The sequence below is a fragment of the Pseudomonas sp. FG35 genome (assembly GCF_057809295.1).
Genome location: NZ_JBMDJR010000009.1, coordinates 129,580 through 145,135 on the forward strand (window position 1 = coordinate 129,580; position 15,556 = coordinate 145,135).

The 15,556-nt window shown below is 59.7% G+C and carries 14 protein-coding genes and 1 pseudogene; 5 read left to right on the top strand and 10 right to left on the bottom strand.

Annotated elements, in window-relative coordinates:
• Positions 1-24 precede the first annotated feature (24 nt).
• Positions 25-1,224, bottom strand: a complete 1,200-nt coding sequence (locus ACODTD_RS18910) for a type II toxin-antitoxin system HipA family toxin (protein ID WP_221615980.1) — start codon at positions 1,222-1,224, stop codon at positions 25-27.
• Complete coding sequence (locus ACODTD_RS18915) at positions 1,221-1,472, bottom strand: helix-turn-helix domain-containing protein (RefSeq protein ID WP_039767977.1); 252 nt, start codon at positions 1,470-1,472, stop codon at positions 1,221-1,223. The genes ACODTD_RS18910 and ACODTD_RS18915 overlap by 4 nt, the downstream gene beginning before the upstream one ends.
• Before the next feature lie 87 nt (positions 1,473-1,559).
• Between ACODTD_RS18915 and ACODTD_RS18920 the strand changes: the two are divergent.
• Positions 1,560-1,838, top strand: a pseudogene (locus tag ACODTD_RS18920) (class II fructose-bisphosphate aldolase); the annotation flags it as partial.
• 104 nt (positions 1,839-1,942) lie between these two features.
• On the opposite strand, the gene ACODTD_RS18925 reads toward ACODTD_RS18920, so the two are convergent.
• The 3 genes from ACODTD_RS18925 to ACODTD_RS18935 form a co-directional block, all read right to left on the bottom strand.
• Complete coding sequence (locus ACODTD_RS18925; RefSeq protein ID WP_221615981.1) at positions 1,943-2,371, bottom strand: hypothetical protein; 429 nt, start codon at positions 2,369-2,371, stop codon at positions 1,943-1,945.
• A gap of 278 nt (positions 2,372-2,649) precedes the next feature.
• Positions 2,650-3,012 (bottom strand): DUF6124 family protein, encoded by a 363-nt coding sequence (locus ACODTD_RS18930; protein WP_285354360.1) that lies wholly within the window; start codon positions 3,010-3,012, stop codon positions 2,650-2,652.
• 360 nt (positions 3,013-3,372) lie between these two features.
• Complete coding sequence (locus tag ACODTD_RS18935; protein ID WP_011336318.1) at positions 3,373-4,041, bottom strand: polysaccharide lyase family 7 protein; 669 nt, start codon at positions 4,039-4,041, stop codon at positions 3,373-3,375.
• Positions 4,042-4,392: 351 nt separating this feature from the next.
• Here ACODTD_RS18935 and ACODTD_RS18940 point away from each other — a divergent pair, with 351 nt between their 5' ends.
• The 3 genes from ACODTD_RS18940 to ACODTD_RS18950 are packed head-to-tail and all read left to right on the top strand — an operon-like array spanning position 4,393 to position 7,370.
• Positions 4,393-6,516, top strand: coding sequence for a putative bifunctional diguanylate cyclase/phosphodiesterase (locus tag ACODTD_RS18940; RefSeq protein WP_285354361.1), 2,124 nt, complete (start codon positions 4,393-4,395; stop codon positions 6,514-6,516).
• Between the two features lie 41 nt (positions 6,517-6,557).
• Positions 6,558-7,049 carry a M48 metallopeptidase family protein gene (locus ACODTD_RS18945; RefSeq protein ID WP_285354362.1) on the top strand — a complete coding sequence of 164 codons (492 nt, stop codon included), beginning with the start codon at positions 6,558-6,560 and terminating at the stop codon, positions 7,047-7,049.
• A gap of 24 nt (positions 7,050-7,073) precedes the next feature.
• Positions 7,074-7,370, top strand: a complete 297-nt coding sequence (locus ACODTD_RS18950; protein ID WP_011336315.1) for a winged helix-turn-helix domain-containing protein — start codon at positions 7,074-7,076, stop codon at positions 7,368-7,370.
• 42 nt (positions 7,371-7,412) lie between these two features.
• Here ACODTD_RS18950 and ACODTD_RS18955 read toward each other — a convergent pair whose 3' ends face one another.
• Positions 7,413-7,865, bottom strand: a complete 453-nt coding sequence (locus ACODTD_RS18955; protein WP_489105093.1) for a GNAT family N-acetyltransferase — start codon at positions 7,863-7,865, stop codon at positions 7,413-7,415.
• 256 nt (positions 7,866-8,121) lie between these two features.
• Between ACODTD_RS18955 and ACODTD_RS18960 the strand changes: the two genes are divergently transcribed.
• Complete coding sequence (locus tag ACODTD_RS18960; RefSeq protein WP_064380188.1) at positions 8,122-8,859, top strand: substrate-binding periplasmic protein; 738 nt, start codon at positions 8,122-8,124, stop codon at positions 8,857-8,859.
• A gap of 6 nt (positions 8,860-8,865) precedes the next feature.
• On the opposite strand, the gene yccS is transcribed toward ACODTD_RS18960, so the two are convergent.
• The 4 genes from yccS to mdtD all read right to left on the bottom strand — a co-directional run bounded on the left by yccS (position 8,866) and on the right by mdtD (position 15,477).
• Entirely contained in the window at positions 8,866-11,049 is a 2,184-nt protein-coding gene (gene yccS / locus ACODTD_RS18965; protein WP_201816560.1) for a YccS family putative transporter, read from the bottom strand.
• Between the two features lie 156 nt (positions 11,050-11,205).
• Entirely contained in the window at positions 11,206-12,384 is a 1,179-nt protein-coding gene (locus tag ACODTD_RS18970; protein ID WP_011336312.1) for a BaiN/RdsA family NAD(P)/FAD-dependent oxidoreductase, read from the bottom strand.
• Positions 12,385-12,542: 158 nt separating this feature from the next.
• Positions 12,543-13,928 (bottom strand): ATP-dependent RNA helicase DbpA, encoded by a 1,386-nt coding sequence (dbpA, locus tag ACODTD_RS18975; protein ID WP_007959732.1) that lies wholly within the window; start codon positions 13,926-13,928, stop codon positions 12,543-12,545.
• Between the two features lie 121 nt (positions 13,929-14,049).
• The gene (mdtD, locus tag ACODTD_RS18980; RefSeq protein WP_011336310.1) at positions 14,050-15,477 is read right to left on the bottom strand and encodes a multidrug transporter subunit MdtD; all 1,428 of its coding nucleotides are present in this window, start codon (positions 15,475-15,477) and stop codon (positions 14,050-14,052) included.
• Positions 15,478-15,556 lie beyond the last annotated feature (79 nt).

Sequence of the window (15,556 nt, forward strand, 5' to 3'; positions counted from 1 at the left end):
CGACGATATCCTCGGGTCATGAGGCTATCCAAAAGTCAGAGTAAACGGCGCTGCTGCTTGCTCAATGGCACTGACCACATGAGGCGCTTGTTCCCGATATTGTGGATAGCGCGCAAGTACCGCTTCAACCGAGGCAAGCAATCGCTGAATGCGCGCCCTCGGCTGCTCGATCTCACAGGTGTGGGCAAACTCCAGCAATCCCTGTCGCGAGGCAAACATCGACTTGTTGCCCGCCAGATCCAGAGCCAGCACATCCTCCGGAATATAAGCCGTGGTGTTGACGATGTCATAAGCCGGCGCCAGGCGCGCGTCGCGCTGAGTGGGTTCGGAGTAAAGCAACCCAAAGTTTTTCAAATGAGCGTCGCCATTCCCGACAATGCAGCTCAAGGCAACGCTATCGAAAAGTTGATCAAGTGATGCGCGTACATGCTCGGCCGGGCAGTACACACGGATGGCCTTGGCAATTGCCGCATAGCTTTTGCTGTACTTCTGGCTGGCCGACAACCCCATCAACACTGCCATGTCTTCAAAACCGATCGGGTTGAGCTGATCGTCGCGGTCAAAGCGGCGCATGACGAACAGCTTGGCATTATCGGAAATGTAAAACGGCGGAACGGGAATACCCGCTTCTTTCGCCATGGACATACAAAGGAATTCGTTGACTGCCAGACCGGGAAATTCGTCTCGGCCACTTTTGATAATCAAGTCTGAGGTTTTCGAGGTCACGCGGGGTAACGCGGCTTCCTGTTGTTCCGGAACCAGCAATTTTGGCTGAACACCCGAAATGCCTGCTCGCAGAATGTAGCGATCCATCAGGCCGGCGAAAATATCTTCCGTGCCGTCCCACGTCAGAATCTCCTCAAGTTTTTCTCCTGGAAATAGTTGTTCTTCCAGCAAGGCATCAACCGTTTCAGAGCGCACTTGAACCCTGCCAATGGGAGAGGTGCTACCGGAGAGCGCCAGCAACAGCATCGGGTCGACATTCATGGTCTTGGCCAGGCGATTACGCAGTTGCTCCAGCACGTAGCCTTCCGGCAGGTTCATCTGAAAAACAGGGTGGAGCTCGCGTCGGCGAAACTCGTCATGCCGCACAGGCATCGACAGGCTGATAGCCACATCTGGCAATGCATCGTCGTGATAACGGAACGTGAAGTCCTCGCCATCGCTGAAAAGCCTGCCACTATGCCCCTCTGGCGTACTGACTTTGAGAGAGGTCATCTTCATTCGAATAAATCCCCAAGCTCTTCAAGGGTTGGCATGGCGGCCGGGACGACAGCGAGTTCGCAATCCAGTGCACCGAGCACGCGCGCATAGGCGATCATGCCAACAGAAAGGGTGCCTTTTTCTACGGCGATGACCTTGTATCGTGTCAGCCCGGCGAGGTCGGCAAGCTGAGCTTGGGTCAGGCCTCGGCGAATACGCTTTTCGCGCAACTGGTCGCCAAGGCGAGCGATCAACAAAAAATAATCCATGTGCTGCTACCGGAACATAAATATATGCATGTTACGTTAACACAACATTCTCGTAGGGGTAGTGTTTCGTAGGCTTACCGCAGACGGATCGTCGAAGGCATCAAGCACGGCGTGCGCAAGGTCAACATCGACACCGACCTGCGCCTAGCATCCACCCGCGCCATGCGTCGCCTGATGGCCACCAACCCGAGCGAGTTCGACCCGCGTAAATTCTTCGGCGAAACCGTCAAGGCGATGCGCGATGTATGAATCGCTCGCTACGAAGCTTTCGGTACCGCTGGCAACGCTTCGAAGATCAAGCCGATCTCGCTGGAATCGATGTATCAGCGTTATCTGAAGGGTGAGTTGAACGCGAAGGTTAACTAAGTCTTAGCGTTTACCGCGACCATAAAAAAACGCCGTGAGGCGGGTTTTTATAGTCGGGATTTAGCCGGCCCACTTTCATCGTCGTTAGATGAGAGTCTTTTTCTCTATTGAACAATGAAGCGAAGGTTTTGCGAAATTACGTTATAGGTGCCGCTGGCATTTACTTGTTCAAAATAAACGTCGTAGGTCCCTAGTAGCGGAAATTTATAAAGTGCCTCGAACTCAAAGTGTTCCCGTTTGTTGTTAATGCAGTGTGTCAGATATTGCAGGGTTAGCGTTACGGTACAAATCGTGACGGTAGGGATGCCCGCCGAAGGGATCGGATAAGTGTAATAGGTAATTACGTCATTTACTCGGGTGTCGGGGTCGAGCAGGTGGTAAAGCACCAAGTAGTTATTGGAAAATTTGAAGGTTGGCATCACTTGCGGGCCTGTAGCAAACGAGCCGGGCGGTTGCGCATTGTATATTTTTGGTTGTGAGCCGGGGTTGAAGCCGGAAACCGCTGGTTGAAGGATGCTCGTTAACGTTGGCATTTTTTCTCCAGTGTTTATCAAGTGTTTTATGCAGAAGTTTTTTTGAATCGAAGCGGGCCAATGCTTGATAACTTATTGTTGTGGAGTTTTTGGGTGCACCATCATTGTTGGATGGGCGAAAGCGGATTGCCAACTGTCAGTTTTTACAGGTGAGATGATTTATTGAGAATTAGAAAGCAGGTTTTTATTTCGAGTGGAGAAAACGCAGCAAAAGCTCGTGACTTCAGATTTGAAAGAAAACCGCCGAGAGACGGTTTCCTTGTGTAGCCGGTTCCCGGTTACGGCGTCAGCTCAACATGATCCAGCGCCTGATTCACCGCCAACTCCCCAAGCATCACCAATTGCGCAATGCCAATCGCGGTTTTGCGGTCGGCGGGGGTTCGGGAGGCGGCGAAGTTGTTGAGCATTTCGCTGGCGGAGCCGAGCGTTTCGCTGGCGTTGGCCAGCAGGGATTCGGTGTTGTAGGCGGGATTGGCGAAGTACATGCGGTCGGGTTCGTTGACCGTGGCCATGATGCGGGCGCCGGGGCAGAGGTAGTGGTCGAGGGCGCGTTCGGCGGCTTCGTTGAGTTTTTTGGAATCGAGGGATTCGTAGGGGGAGGCCAGATCGATACCTGGAGGATTGGGCGTAGGTTTGAACATTTGGTGGATTCCCTATAGGGCCACAACCAATCCGCTACTACACGAAAGGGTGGCGGCTGTACGCAAGTTAGTAGACCGGGCAACCCCACCAAATCCCGGCGCACCCGAAGGCGCCATGCGCACAGCCACCATCAGGTACAGGCCAGGCCTGACTGAAGGACGCTTGTACGAAGGTGGAGTTGCCGGGCTACTAAACCCGATCACTGCGAATCAGTGACCCGAATCAAGTTACCGATGGCCCTCCAGGCGCACAAGCCGGCGGATTCTGGCGTACCGGTAGGCAGCGACGCAAGCCGTTGTAGGCTTCGGGACGTTACGCGCACTGCCTTTAAACAGAAGCCTTAAACGGTCGCGCGGCTGCTATTTATCGTGATCAATATCCAGCTTGCTGAACGTCACCTGCCCACCCTCGCTGGTGTACCCGGTATTGTCCTGCACATACACGCCCGCCTTGAAATACAGCGGCTTGTTGCGCCACGTCGCGCTGATCTGCGAATCCCACTGATACCCGGCCGCACTCACGCCCAGTGCGCCGCCGGGGCTCAGGTGAATGAGGTAGTTGAACTCGCGATTGAGTTTGATCCCGGTGGCGAGGGTGATGACGCGGCTTTCGTCCTGATCCGGATGGGTGCGCAGCTTGATCACCAGGTTGCCGGTCTCGGTTTTTTCTTTGTATTGGTATTCAAGCTTGAGCATCGGCTTCTGGCTTTCATAGGCGTGGATCTGGCCGATGACGATCTTGCCGGAGCTGGGCACCTTGTTGACCGAGAGGGTCGCGCGCAGCAGGTTGTCGGCGTCGGGGTAATACCAGTTGCGCAATGTTCCGTTGCTGTAGGTCTCACGCAGTTCGGTGCGGGGATAAATGGCGTTTTCGGTTTTCGAACCGGTCACCGGGGACCAGAAGAACAGGGTGCCGGTGTCGGAATGGAAGTACTGATCCTTGAAGCCGTTCACCAGTTTGGAGGTTTCGACGGTGTAGGGCGGGCTGCCAACGGGAACGCTGAGGTTCCAGGTTGCGAGATCAATCATGTCGGTTCTTCCACTCTGTTTCTCTTGCACGCGCGTGCCAGAAGCTCTAGCCCGCGCCTCTTGGGGGCGGCCTTTATAAGCGTAGAGGGATTTTTTGTTAACGGCCGTCTGGCGGATGATTGGCGTCAACATCCTGTCGAAATGCCATCTTTCCCGGTTTTCGGGGGCTTCAGCGGTGACCGTTAGTCGGCTGCCTATCGGTTTGGTTAAATGATGGCTGGATGACAGCTATTGCTTTTACAGATCCCGGACTAGAGTGAAGGCTCAGTGACTGTACGGTTTTCACGAGGAACCGCCCGGAACGCTGATCCGAGATGCCCCGACACGAGATGTCCCGACAAGAGAAGCAGCATGGAATGCGCGCAACCCCAGCCAGGTGAAGGCAGCTCAGTCCTTTTGATCGTTGATGACTACCCTGAAAATCTGATCAGCATGCGCGCGTTGCTGCAGCGCCAGGACTGGCAGGTGATGACTGCGGCGTCCGGTTTCGAAGCCCTCAGCCTGCTGCTCGAACACGACGTCGATCTGGTGTTGCTGGATGTGCAGATGCCGGGCATGGACGGTTTCGAAGTCGCGCGGCTGATGCGCGGCAGTCAGCGCACGCGCCTGACCCCGATTATTTTTCTCACCGCCAACGAGCAGTCCCAAGATGCCGTTATAAAGGGTTACGCCAGCGGTGCTGTGGATTACCTGTTCAAACCGTTCGATCCGCAGATTCTCAAACCGAAAGTCCAGGCGCTGCTGGAGCACCAGCGCAATCGCCGTGCGTTGCAGCGTTTGAGTCAGGATCTGGAATCGGCGCGGGCCTTCAATGCCTCGGTGCTGGATAACGCTGCTGAAGGCATTCTGGTGTTGGCCGAGGATGGCTTGATCCGCTTCGCCAACCCGGCGATTTCCCGGCTGCTGAATGCGCCGGTGAAGGAGCTGGAAGGGCAGGAGTTTCTCGATTTCCTGCAGAAACCGCACATTCCGCTGTGGGCCGATTCCGAGTTTTATGCCAGTTACAAACGTGGCGAGACGTTGCGCTTACACGACGCGTTGCTGCGTACCGCGCCGGGCCAGCAAGTGCCAGTGGCTTTGTCCTGCGCGCCGCTGCCGAGTGAACAGCACGCGATGGTGGTGACGGTGCTGGACATGTCGGTGGTGCGCCATCTGCATCAGCAGCTGGAATTTCAGGCGGTCACCGACCCGCTGACCGGGCTGCTCAATCGCCGGGGTTTCTACCAGACTGTGGAAAACCTGCTGCTGCGCGGCGAGCGCACGGACAGCAGTTGGGTGTTGATGTACCTCGATCTCGACGGCTTCAAAAGGGTCAACGATTCCCTCGGCCATGATGCCGGGGACCGGGTGTTGCGCTGGGTCTCCGAACAATTGAAAGCGTGTTTGCGGCCGTTCGACATTCTGGCGCGGATGGGCGGCGATGAGTTCACCGCGCTGCTGGATCTGGAATTCCCCGAACAAGCGGCGAAGATTGCTGAAAAACTCATCGAGCGGGTGTCGATCTGTCAGCAGATCGAAGGCCTCGATATCGCTCTGGGTGCAAGTATCGGCATCGCCACCTACCCGGATTGCGGCAACAACCTCGATGGTTTGCTGCGCGCCTCGGACATCGCCATGTACGAAGCCAAGCGCGCGGGGCGGCAGCAATATCGCTTCTACGATCATGAAATGAACGGCCGCGCGCGCTCGCGGTTGATGCTGGAAGAGAGCGTGCGCAACGCCATCGAGAACCGCGATTTCAATCTGGTGTATCAGCCGCAGGTGGCGATTGGCGACGGCCGGATTCGAGGTTTCGAGGCGCTGCTGCGCTGGCAGCACCCGAGCGTCGGCGATGTGCCGCCGGGGCTATTCCTGCCGTTGCTGGAAGAGGCGACGCTGATCAGCCGACTCGGCAGCTGGATTTATCATCGCAGCGCCGGGCAGCGTAAGGCGTGGGAGGCCGAATTTTCCAAGGATCTGGTGATCGGCGTGAGCCTGAGCAACACCCAGTTCGGCCTGCCGAATCTGGTCACCGAATTGCGTCAGGTGCTGGAGCGCCATGGTTTGCAGCCGCACCAGATGGAAGTGGAAGTGACCGAAGAGGCGCTGACGATCAACCCAGACGAGACCCGCAAACAGCTGAAGCTGCTGCGCAATCTCGGGGTGCGGGTGGCGCTGGATGATTTCGGTTCCGGCGCCTGCTCGCTGGCGCATCTGCGCGATCTGGAACTGGACACCCTCAAGCTCGATCGGCACCTGATCGCCCGATTGCCGGACTCGTCCCGCGACGCTTCGCTGGTGCGCACGGTCATCGACTTATGCAAGGAATACGGCTTGCTGGTGATTGCCGAAGGCGTGGAAACCGTCGAGCAATATCAGTGGCTGCAAGCCCATGGTTGCGAGTACGTGCAAGGCTTCCTGGTGGCGCGGCCGTTGGTCGCCGAGGACACCGCACGCTTTACCGAGCCGTTCGACTGGAGCGCTTTGGCCGGTTGAATTCGCTACACTGGCGGCCTTTTCATGACCCGTGCCGCCCCATGACTGCGTTGAAATACCTCCAGGCCTATCCCGCGAATCTGCAGGATCAGGTGCGCCAATTGATCGCTGACAACCGCCTCGGTGATTACCTGAGCCAACGCTATCCGGGTCGCCACGATGTGCAGAGCGACAAGGCGTTGTACGGCTACGCGCTGGACTTGAAGCAGGAATACCTGCGCAACGCCCCGGCCATCGACAAGGTGCTGTTCGACAACCGCCTCGACCTGACCCACCGCGCCCTCGGCCTGCACACCACGGTGTCGCGGGTGCAGGGCGGCAAGCTCAAGGCCAAGAAAGAGATTCGTATCGCCTCGCTGTTCAAGGACGCCGCGCCTGAGTTTCTGAAGATGATCGTCGTGCACGAACTGGCCCACTTCAAAGAGTCGGATCACAACAAGGCGTTCTATAAATTATGTGAGCACATGATGCCGGGCTACCACCAGGTCGAGTTCGACCTGCGGGTGTACCTGACGTGGCGGGACATGCAATAAGACATCAAACAACGGAGCGCAGGTATGGAAGTAAGCAAGACCAAGAGCAGTTTCTACCGGCGCTTGTACGTGGCATACCTGATCGACAGCGGCCTGGCCAGCAGTGTGCCGGCGCTGACCGAGGTCACCGGCATGCCCCGGCGCACGGCGCAGGACACCATTGCGGCACTGGCGGATCTGGATATCGTCTGTGAGTTCGAGCAGGAAGAGGGCGCGCGCAACCATGCGGGGCGCTATCGGATTCGCGAGTGGGGGGCGATTGATCGGGGGTGGATCGAGCGGAATTTGCGGCAGATCAAGGCTGTTCTCGAGTATCCCTGACCTCAGCAGTCCCTTCGCGGGCAAGCCCGCGAAGGGGAAATCTCAAGACCGACGCATTCCTATGTGCGGAATGTCATCCTCCAGATATTCCTCACCCGCCACCACAAACCCGTACCGCCCGTAATATCCCTGCAAATGCGCCTGGGCCGACAGATAGATCGGCACTTCAGGCCAACGTTTCTCGGCCTGTTTCAGTGCCTGCTCCATCATTTCATGCCCCAACCCTTTGCCACGCCCGGCCGGCGCCGTGAGCACGCGGCCGATCACCACGTCGCCACCCTGGGATTCCGGGTCCAGCAGGCGCAGGTACGCCACCAGCTGATCACCGTCCCAGCCCATCAAATGGCAGGTGTCACCGTCCAGATCCTGACCGTCCGGATCCCGGTACGCGCAGCGCTGTTCGACCACGAACACTTCCGAGCGCGATTTCAAAATGGCATACAGCTGCTCCAGTCCCAGATCGCTGTGATGTTTGCAGACCCACTCGATTGTCATCTTCCGATTCCTTGAACTACGTCGCCCGATACTAAGCGCAGCGTCGAAATATGTCTGTATGGCTGAGAAATCTGTGACAAAGGCCAAAATGCCATCATTCCAATATCGCGGCCCGCCGTACTTTGTGTAATCTGCTGGGAAGCGCTGTGCGATGGCTTCAATGAGCTAAGGTTAGGGCCTGGGATTCGCCGGTAAGGGGCCTTGGGGTTTTGACTGAAAACACGCCGGGCGGCCCGCCCGCTAAGGATTTTCAAGCATGCCGCGATTGCATCGAGCCTTTGCTTTGATCGGATTGCTGTTGCTGGGTCAAAGCGCGGCAGCGGAGAAATTGCGTCTGGTGTTCGACGTCTGGCCGCCCTTTACCGATGACACGCTGGTCAACGGTGGGCTGGCGACCGACATCGTCAGCACGGCCCTGGCCCGTGCCGGTTATGCCAGCGGTTACGAGCAAGTGCCGTGGGCGCGGGCGTTGATGGGGGTTGGCGAAGGACGTTACGACGTGCTGGTCAACGCCTGGTACAACGACGAGCGCACGAAGCTGGGGCAGTTTTCCGCCGAGTACCTGCTCAATCGCGTGCGCTTCCTCAAGCGCAAAGACGCACCCATCGAATACAACAACCTGCAGGAACTGCACACCTATCCGATTGCGGTAGTGCGCGGCTACGCCTATTCGGCGCCGTTCGATGCCGACACCGCGTTGCAGAAAGTCCCTGTGCATAACTTTGCCATGGCCGTGCGCATGCTGGCGGCGGACCGGGTCAAGCTGACCCTGGAAGACGAATACGTCGCTCGCTATTACCTGGCCCGGGAATCACCGAAAGTGCGCAACGCGGTGGAGTTTCTGCCCAAGCCGCTGAGCGAGAACAGCCTGCATATTCTGGTCAGCCTGAAGAACCCGCAGCACGAACAGATCGTGGCCGGGTTCGACAAGGCGATTGCGTCGATGAAGGCCGATGGCAGCTATGACAAGCTGCTCAGGCAACACGGCATGTGAGGCGGCTCAATCTTCGGCTGTGTCTTTGATCAGGTGCGCCGCCAGCGTGCGCAACGGGCCGAGCTGGCGGCAGATCAACGCCAGTTGCGTCTGCACCAGCCGCTGGCCTTCGTCGATTTCGTCCGGCATCTGCTCAAGCTCATTGGCCAGCGCTTCTTCCTCATCACTTTGAATCGCAATCGGCTGTTTGCTCGCCAGACCCTGGGCGATTTCATCGATGCTCGCCGCCAGACTCACCCCGGCGCCGTCGATCAGATGTTCGCGCACTTCCGCCGGCAGTTGGGTTTCCCGGTGCGCGCCGAGGCCTGACAGATAGCTGAGCAAGGTGTGCGACAGCACCAGGAAGCGGAAACCGACGTCGGCTTCCTTCCGGAAATGCCCCGGCTCCATCAGCATGTTCGCCAGCGTGGTCGACAGTGCCGCGTCGGCGTTGTGTGCGTTGCGCCGGGCCAGGCGATAGGCAAGGTCGTCGCTCTTGCCGGCGGCGTATTGCTGCATGATCTGGCGCAGGTAAATGCTGTTGCAGGTGAGGGTGTTGGCCAGCACCTTATTCAGACGCCGACCCTGCCAGTCCGGCAGGAACAGGAACACCGCCAGCCCGGCGATCAGGCTGCCGAGCAAGGTATCGAACAACCGCGGCACAAACAGCCCGTAGCCGTCACCGACCTGGTTGAAGCAGAACAGCACCATGATCGTGATCGCGGCGGTGGCCACAGTGTAGCGGGTGGTGCGGTTGGTAAAGAACACCACGCCGGCGGCGATGGTGAAGCACGACTGCACCAGCGGATTCGGGAACAGATCGAACAGCGCCCAGGCAATCGTCAGACCGATGGCGGTGCCGAAGATACGCTGGCCGAGTTTGCGGCGAGTGGCGCCGTAGTTCGGCTGGCAGACGAACAGCGTGGTGAGGATGATCCAGTAACCCTGCGACGGGTGAATCAAATGCACCATGCCGTAGCCGATGCTCAACGCCAGCGGCAAGCGCAGGGCGTGGCGGAACAGCAACGAGGTCGGCGTCAGCTGGGTGCGCAGGCGAATCCACACGTCCTTGAAGTTGCGCGGCGAGCGGTCGAGCAGGCTGCTGTCGGTGGCATCGGCCAGGGCATCGGGGTTGCTCGCATCGCTGAGCAAACGGTCGAGGGTGCCGAGGTTGGCCGCCAGTGCCCGCAGTGAACGCAGCAGTCCGCGCCAGGCCGGGTTGCTTTGGATGCGCAGGTGTTCGAGGGAGGCGTGCAGGTCGCTCAGGGCTTCGGCGAAACTCGCGTCGTAGATGAATGGCTGACGCATCTGGATCGATTCGGCCAGCGCCCGACAGGCCTTGCCTTGCTGGCGCAGCAGGCGCTGGCAGCGGAACAGCACGTCGCTGTGGAAGAACGCATCGGCCAGGGCGTTGTACGGGTAGTGCGAAGAACTGGCGCGTTCGTGAATGTCCTGGGCGAGGAAGTACAGCTTCAAGTAACGGCTGACTTTCGAGCCGGGGCGACCGTTGCCGACCCGGTGCAGGATGATTTCCTTGGCGCTGTTCAGGGCTGCGACGACCCGGCCGTTTTGCTGGGCCAGCTCCAGTCGCCGTGCTTCGACGTCCATCTGCCGGATCGGCTCGAACAGCGAGGATTTCAGCTTCAGGTAATAGCCCAGTTCGCGGAACAGCCTCGCCAGACTCTGCTGCACCGGCTGATTGGAAAACATCGCCTGCCACAGCACCGACAGCAGGCCGTACCATGCGGCGCCGGCCACCAGCAGCATAGGCTCATGCCAGAAATCCGTGACCGCGCCGCCGCGCTGATCCACGCCGATCATGGTGTAGACGGAAAGAATCAGGGTCGCCGAAGCAATCGCACCATAACGCTCGCCGAGCGCACCGAGCATGGTCAGGCCGAAACTGGCCAGTGCCAAAGCGATGACGAACACGATGGGGTAGGGGAACAGCAATTCCACGGACAGCGCCGCGACACTGAAACACACCAGCGTCACCGCCAGTGCGTTGAGGCGGCCCTGCCAACTGTCGTCGGTCTCGGCCAGGGCGCTGGCGATAATCCCGAGGAACAGCGGGATCAGCAGCCCCATCTCATCCTGATACCAGCACAGCGCCATGCTGCCGGTCAGGGCGATGAACACCCGCACGCTGTAGCTGAATTTATCCAGCGCCCACAGGCGCCGCAAAGACTGACGAAACGAGGTCGAGGACATGAAGTGCGAAGGCCTTCCGAGGCGATGCCGCTAAATTGAGCCAGTAATGACGCCGACGCAATGGCGCCGATCACATCTGACAGCAAAAAGTGTTCCCTACAGCTTCACCGATAACAAATGTGGGAGCAGTCTCGCCCACAGTTTGATTTGTGTTTATCAGACGTACTGCGCGGCGGCGTAGCCAGAGGCCCACGCCCACTGGAAGTTGAATCCGCCCAAATGCCCGGTGACATCCAGCACTTCACCAACGAAGTACAGGCCCGGGCTTTTCAGCGATTCCATGGTCTTGGACGACACTTCGCGGGTGTCGACCCCACCCAGCGTTACCTCGGCGGTGCGGTAGCCCTCGGTGCCGGCCGGCACGACTTTCCAGCTGCCCAGCTTCTCGGCGATGTCCGCCAGTTCGGCATGGGTGTACTGCTTCATCGGTTTGGAGACGAACCAGTTGTCCGCCAGCAGGTTGGCCATTTTCTTGGTGAAGATTTCGCCGAGCAGGGTTTTCAGTTCGCTGTTCGGGCGCTCGGCGGTTTGCTGTTGCAGCCAGCTTGCGGCGTCGTGATCGGGCAGCAGATTGATCTCCACCGTGTCGCCCGGCTCCCAGAACGAGGAAATCTGCAGAACCGCCGGACCGCTGAGGCCACGGTGAGTGAACAGGATGTTCTCGCGAAAGCTCTGGTCGTTGCAGCTGACCAGGCAATCCACCGAGGTGCCGGACAGTTCGGTGCACAACTCCTTGAGCTGATCGGTGATGGTGAACGGCACCAGCCCGGCGCGGGTCGGCAGCAGTTCATGGCCGAACTGTTTGGCGACCTGATAACCGAAACCGGTGGCGCCCAACGTCGGGATCGACAGGCCACCCGTGGCGATCACCAGCGACTGGCACTGGATCTGGCCGAGGGTGGTGTCGAGCAGGTAACCGCCCTCGACTTTCTCGATGGTCTGGATCGAGGTGTCGAGGTGCAGGTTGACGCCGACCTGATCGCACTCGTCCAGCAGCATGCCGAGGATGTCGCTGGATTTGTTATCGCAGAACAGCTGACCGAGCTTTTTCTCGTGATACGGCACGCCATGCTTGGCGACCATGCCGATGAAATCCCACTGGGTGTAGCGGGCCAGCGCGGATTTGCAGAAGTGCGCGTTCTGCGAGAGGAAATTGCTCGGTTCGGTGTACATGTTGGTGAAGTTGCAGCGTCCACCGCCGGACATCAGGATTTTCTTGCCGGCCTTGTTCGCGTGGTCGAGCAGCATCACCTGACGCCCGCGCCCGGCGGCGGTCAGTGCACACATCAACCCTGCGGCGCCAGCGCCAATGATCACGACTTCGGTAGAGCGCAAAACAGTGTCCTCACACTAAATTCAAATTCACCGGAAACCAATGTGGGAGCGAGCCTGCTCGCGATGAGGTCGGCACATGCAACATAGTTGTTGACTGACAGTCCGCCATCGCGAGCAGGCTCGCTCCCACAGGGGATCTTCCTTGGATGGAAGATCGCTTACAAAACCCGGACGCGCAGCGAACGACCCTTGATCTTGCCGTTGTTCAAACGCTGCAGCGCCTGCATGACCACGGTGCGCTCGACGGCCACATAGGACTGGAAGTCAAAGATCGCGATCTTGCCGACCTGGGCGCCCGGAATGCCGGCCTCACCGGTCAGTGCGCCAAGAATGTCGCCCGGACGTACCTTGTCTTTCCGGCCGCCAGCGATGCACAGCGTGCTCATCGGCGGTTGCAGCGGGGCACCGCCCTGGGACTTGAGGTTGTCCACCTGATCCCAGTTCAGCGGGGTCTTCTGCAGTTGTTCGATGGCTTGCGCGCGGTGCGCTTCGGACGGCGCCACCAGGCTGACCGCGATGCCTTTCTCGCCGGCACGACCGGTACGGCCAACACGGTGAATGTGGATTTCCGAGTCGCGGGCCAGTTCGACGTTGATCACCATGTCCAGTGCATCAATGTCCAGACCACGGGCGGCAACGTCGGTGGCAACCAGTACCGAAGTACTGCGGTTGGCGAACATCGCCAACACCTGATCGCGGTCACGCTGCTCCAGATCGCCGTGCAGGCCGACGGCGGAAATGCCTTTGGAGGTCAGGTGATCGACAGTTTCCTGCACTTGCTGCTTGGTGAAGCAGAACGCCACGGTGGAGGCCGGACGGAAGTGGTGCAGAACCTTGGTCACCGCACTCATGCGCTCTTCCGGAGAAATCTCGTAGAAGCGCTGCTCGATCTGGGTATCGTCGTGGAACGCTTCGGCCTTGACCGTTTGCGGATCGCGCATGAACTTCGACGCCAGTTGCTTGATGCCCACCGGGTAGGTGGCCGAGAACAGCAGGGTCTGACGACGGGCCGGGGTCTGCTCGATGATGTCTTCGATGGCGTCGTAGAAACCCATGTCGAGCATGCGGTCGGCTTCGTCGAGGATCAGCGTGTTGAGGCCGTCGAGGACCAGCGAACCCTTGCGCAGGTGCTGCTGGATGCGGCCCGGGGTGCCGACGATGATGTGCGCGCCGTGCTCCAGCGAGCCGATCTGCGGGCCGAAGGACACGCCGCCGCACAGGGTCAGGACCTTGATGTTGTCTTCGGCACGGGCCAGACGGCGGATTTCCTTGGCGACCTGGTCAGCCAGTTCGCGAGTCGGGCAAATTACCAGCGCCTGGCAACCGAAGTAGCGCGGATTGATCGGGTTCAGCAGGCCGATACCGAACGCGGCAGTCTTGCCGCTGCCGGTCTTGGCCTGGGCGATCAGGTCCATCCCCTTGAGGATCACCGGCAAGCTCTGCGCCTGGATCGGCGTCATCTGGGCATAACCGAGGGAGTCGAGGTTAGCCAGCATGGCGGCGGACAGCGGCAAAGTATTAAAAGCGGTGGCGATGGTGGTCACGGGACTGGCCTGCAAAACAAAATGTCGCGCAGTGTAGCAGCCTCTGGCCACTTTCCTCGAAAGTTCTGGACGAACGCAAAGCCTGTGACGAGGGCCGGTTCCCTCGCCACGCAGACCCCGGTCAATGCTCGATATGTTCTTCCCGGCGTTTGGCGCGCCGTCCGTCCTCTTTCGATAGCTGCGAGAAAATCGTCGCCGCCAGCATCGCCATGATCCCCACGGTCACGAACGTGAGCTGAAATGCGCCCAACACGGTCTCAACGCCGTCGTTGCCGACTTCCGCCGTAAAGCCGCCAAGCAGCGCACCGGCGCACGCCACGCCGAGGCTCAGCGACAACTGCGCCACCACCGACAGCAGGCTGTTGCCGCTGCTGGCGCTGGCGTCGTCGAGGTCGATCAGGGTCACGGTGTTCATCGCGGTGAATTGCAGCGAGTTGATCGCCCCGAGAACCGCCAGCAGGCACAGCAGCAGCCAGTACGGCGTCTGCTCGCTGACCAGCCCCATGCTCGCCAGCATGATTCCCAGAAGCAGGGTATTGCCGGTCAGCACGATGCGATAGCCCAAGCGCTCGATCAGTGGCCGCGCGCCCCACTTGGCAACCATCGCGGCCGCCGCCAGCGGCAGCATGCTCATCCCGGCCTGGGACGGCGAATAACCCAGCGCCACTTGCAGCAGCAACGGCACCAGAAACGGCAGGGCGCCGCTGCCCAGTCGGGCGAACAGGTTGCCGAGGATGCCGACCGCGAAGGTGCGGGTCTTGAACAGCGACGGCGCGAACAGCGGGTTTTCAATGTGCCCGGCGCGCAGCCAGTACGCCGCCAGACATGCCATGCCGCCGAACAGCAACAGCATCACCCGCAGGTGCGGCAGGTGCAGTTCGCCGAGGCCTTCCATGGCGATGGTGATCAGCACCATCGCCGCGCCGAACAGCAGGAAACCGAGGCTATCGAAACGCGTGCGCTCGGTACCGCGCAGGTCGGGGATGAATTTCCACACCGCGTAGCAGCCGATGACGCCGACCGGCAGGTTGATCAGGAAGATCCAGTGCCACGTCAGGTATTCGACCATCCAGCCGCCCATGGTCGGACCGATCAGCGGGCCGAGCAGGCCGGGAATGGTGATGAAGCCCATGATCCGCACCAGTTCCGAACGCGGGTAGGCGCGCAGCACCACCAGGCGTCCGACCGGCAGCATCAGCGCACCGCCGAGGCCCTGGATCACTCGCGCGCCGATCAGCATGCTCAGGCTGCTCGACAAGGCACACAGCAGCGAGCCGAGGCTGAACAGCAGGATCGCGCCGAAGAAGATTTTCTTGGTGCCGAAGCGGTCGGCGATCCAGCCCGAGGCGGGAATCAGCAGGGCCACGGTGAGCATGTAGGCGATGATCACGCCCTGCATGCGCAGCGGGTCTTCGGCCAGATCCCTGGCCATGGCTGGCAGGGCGGTGTTGAGGATGGTCCCGTCGAGGGACTGCATGAAGAAAGCGATGGCGACGACCCATGGCAACCAGCGGGCGGTGATGGCGTCGAGAGGCGGGCGGTTGGGCATGGAACCTCTTGTTGGTTGTTGGATGATCGTTCCCACGCTCCGCGTGGGAATGCCGCCATGGACGCTCTGCGTCCGCTGT

Coding starts and splice junctions, on each gene's coding strand:
- ACODTD_RS18910 (WP_221615980.1), bottom strand. CDS start 1,224: ATGAAGATGACCTCTCTCAAAGTCAGTACGCCAGAGGGGCATAGTGGC.
- ACODTD_RS18915 (WP_039767977.1), bottom strand. CDS start 1,472: ATGGATTATTTTTTGTTGATCGCTCGCCTTGGCGACCAGTTGCGCGAA.
- ACODTD_RS18925 (WP_221615981.1), bottom strand. CDS start 2,371: ATGCCAACGTTAACGAGCATCCTTCAACCAGCGGTTTCCGGCTTCAAC.
- ACODTD_RS18930 (WP_285354360.1), bottom strand. CDS start 3,012: ATGTTCAAACCTACGCCCAATCCTCCAGGTATCGATCTGGCCTCCCCC.
- ACODTD_RS18935 (WP_011336318.1), bottom strand. CDS start 4,041: ATGATTGATCTCGCAACCTGGAACCTCAGCGTTCCCGTTGGCAGCCCG.
- ACODTD_RS18940 (WP_285354361.1), top strand. CDS start 4,393: ATGGAATGCGCGCAACCCCAGCCAGGTGAAGGCAGCTCAGTCCTTTTG.
- ACODTD_RS18945 (WP_285354362.1), top strand. CDS start 6,558: ATGACTGCGTTGAAATACCTCCAGGCCTATCCCGCGAATCTGCAGGAT.
- ACODTD_RS18950 (WP_011336315.1), top strand. CDS start 7,074: ATGGAAGTAAGCAAGACCAAGAGCAGTTTCTACCGGCGCTTGTACGTG.
- ACODTD_RS18955 (WP_489105093.1), bottom strand. CDS start 7,865: ATGACAATCGAGTGGGTCTGCAAACATCACAGCGATCTGGGACTGGAG.
- ACODTD_RS18960 (WP_064380188.1), top strand. CDS start 8,122: ATGCCGCGATTGCATCGAGCCTTTGCTTTGATCGGATTGCTGTTGCTG.
- yccS (WP_201816560.1), bottom strand. CDS start 11,049: ATGTCCTCGACCTCGTTTCGTCAGTCTTTGCGGCGCCTGTGGGCGCTG.
- mdtD (WP_011336310.1), bottom strand. CDS start 15,477: ATGCCCAACCGCCCGCCTCTCGACGCCATCACCGCCCGCTGGTTGCCA.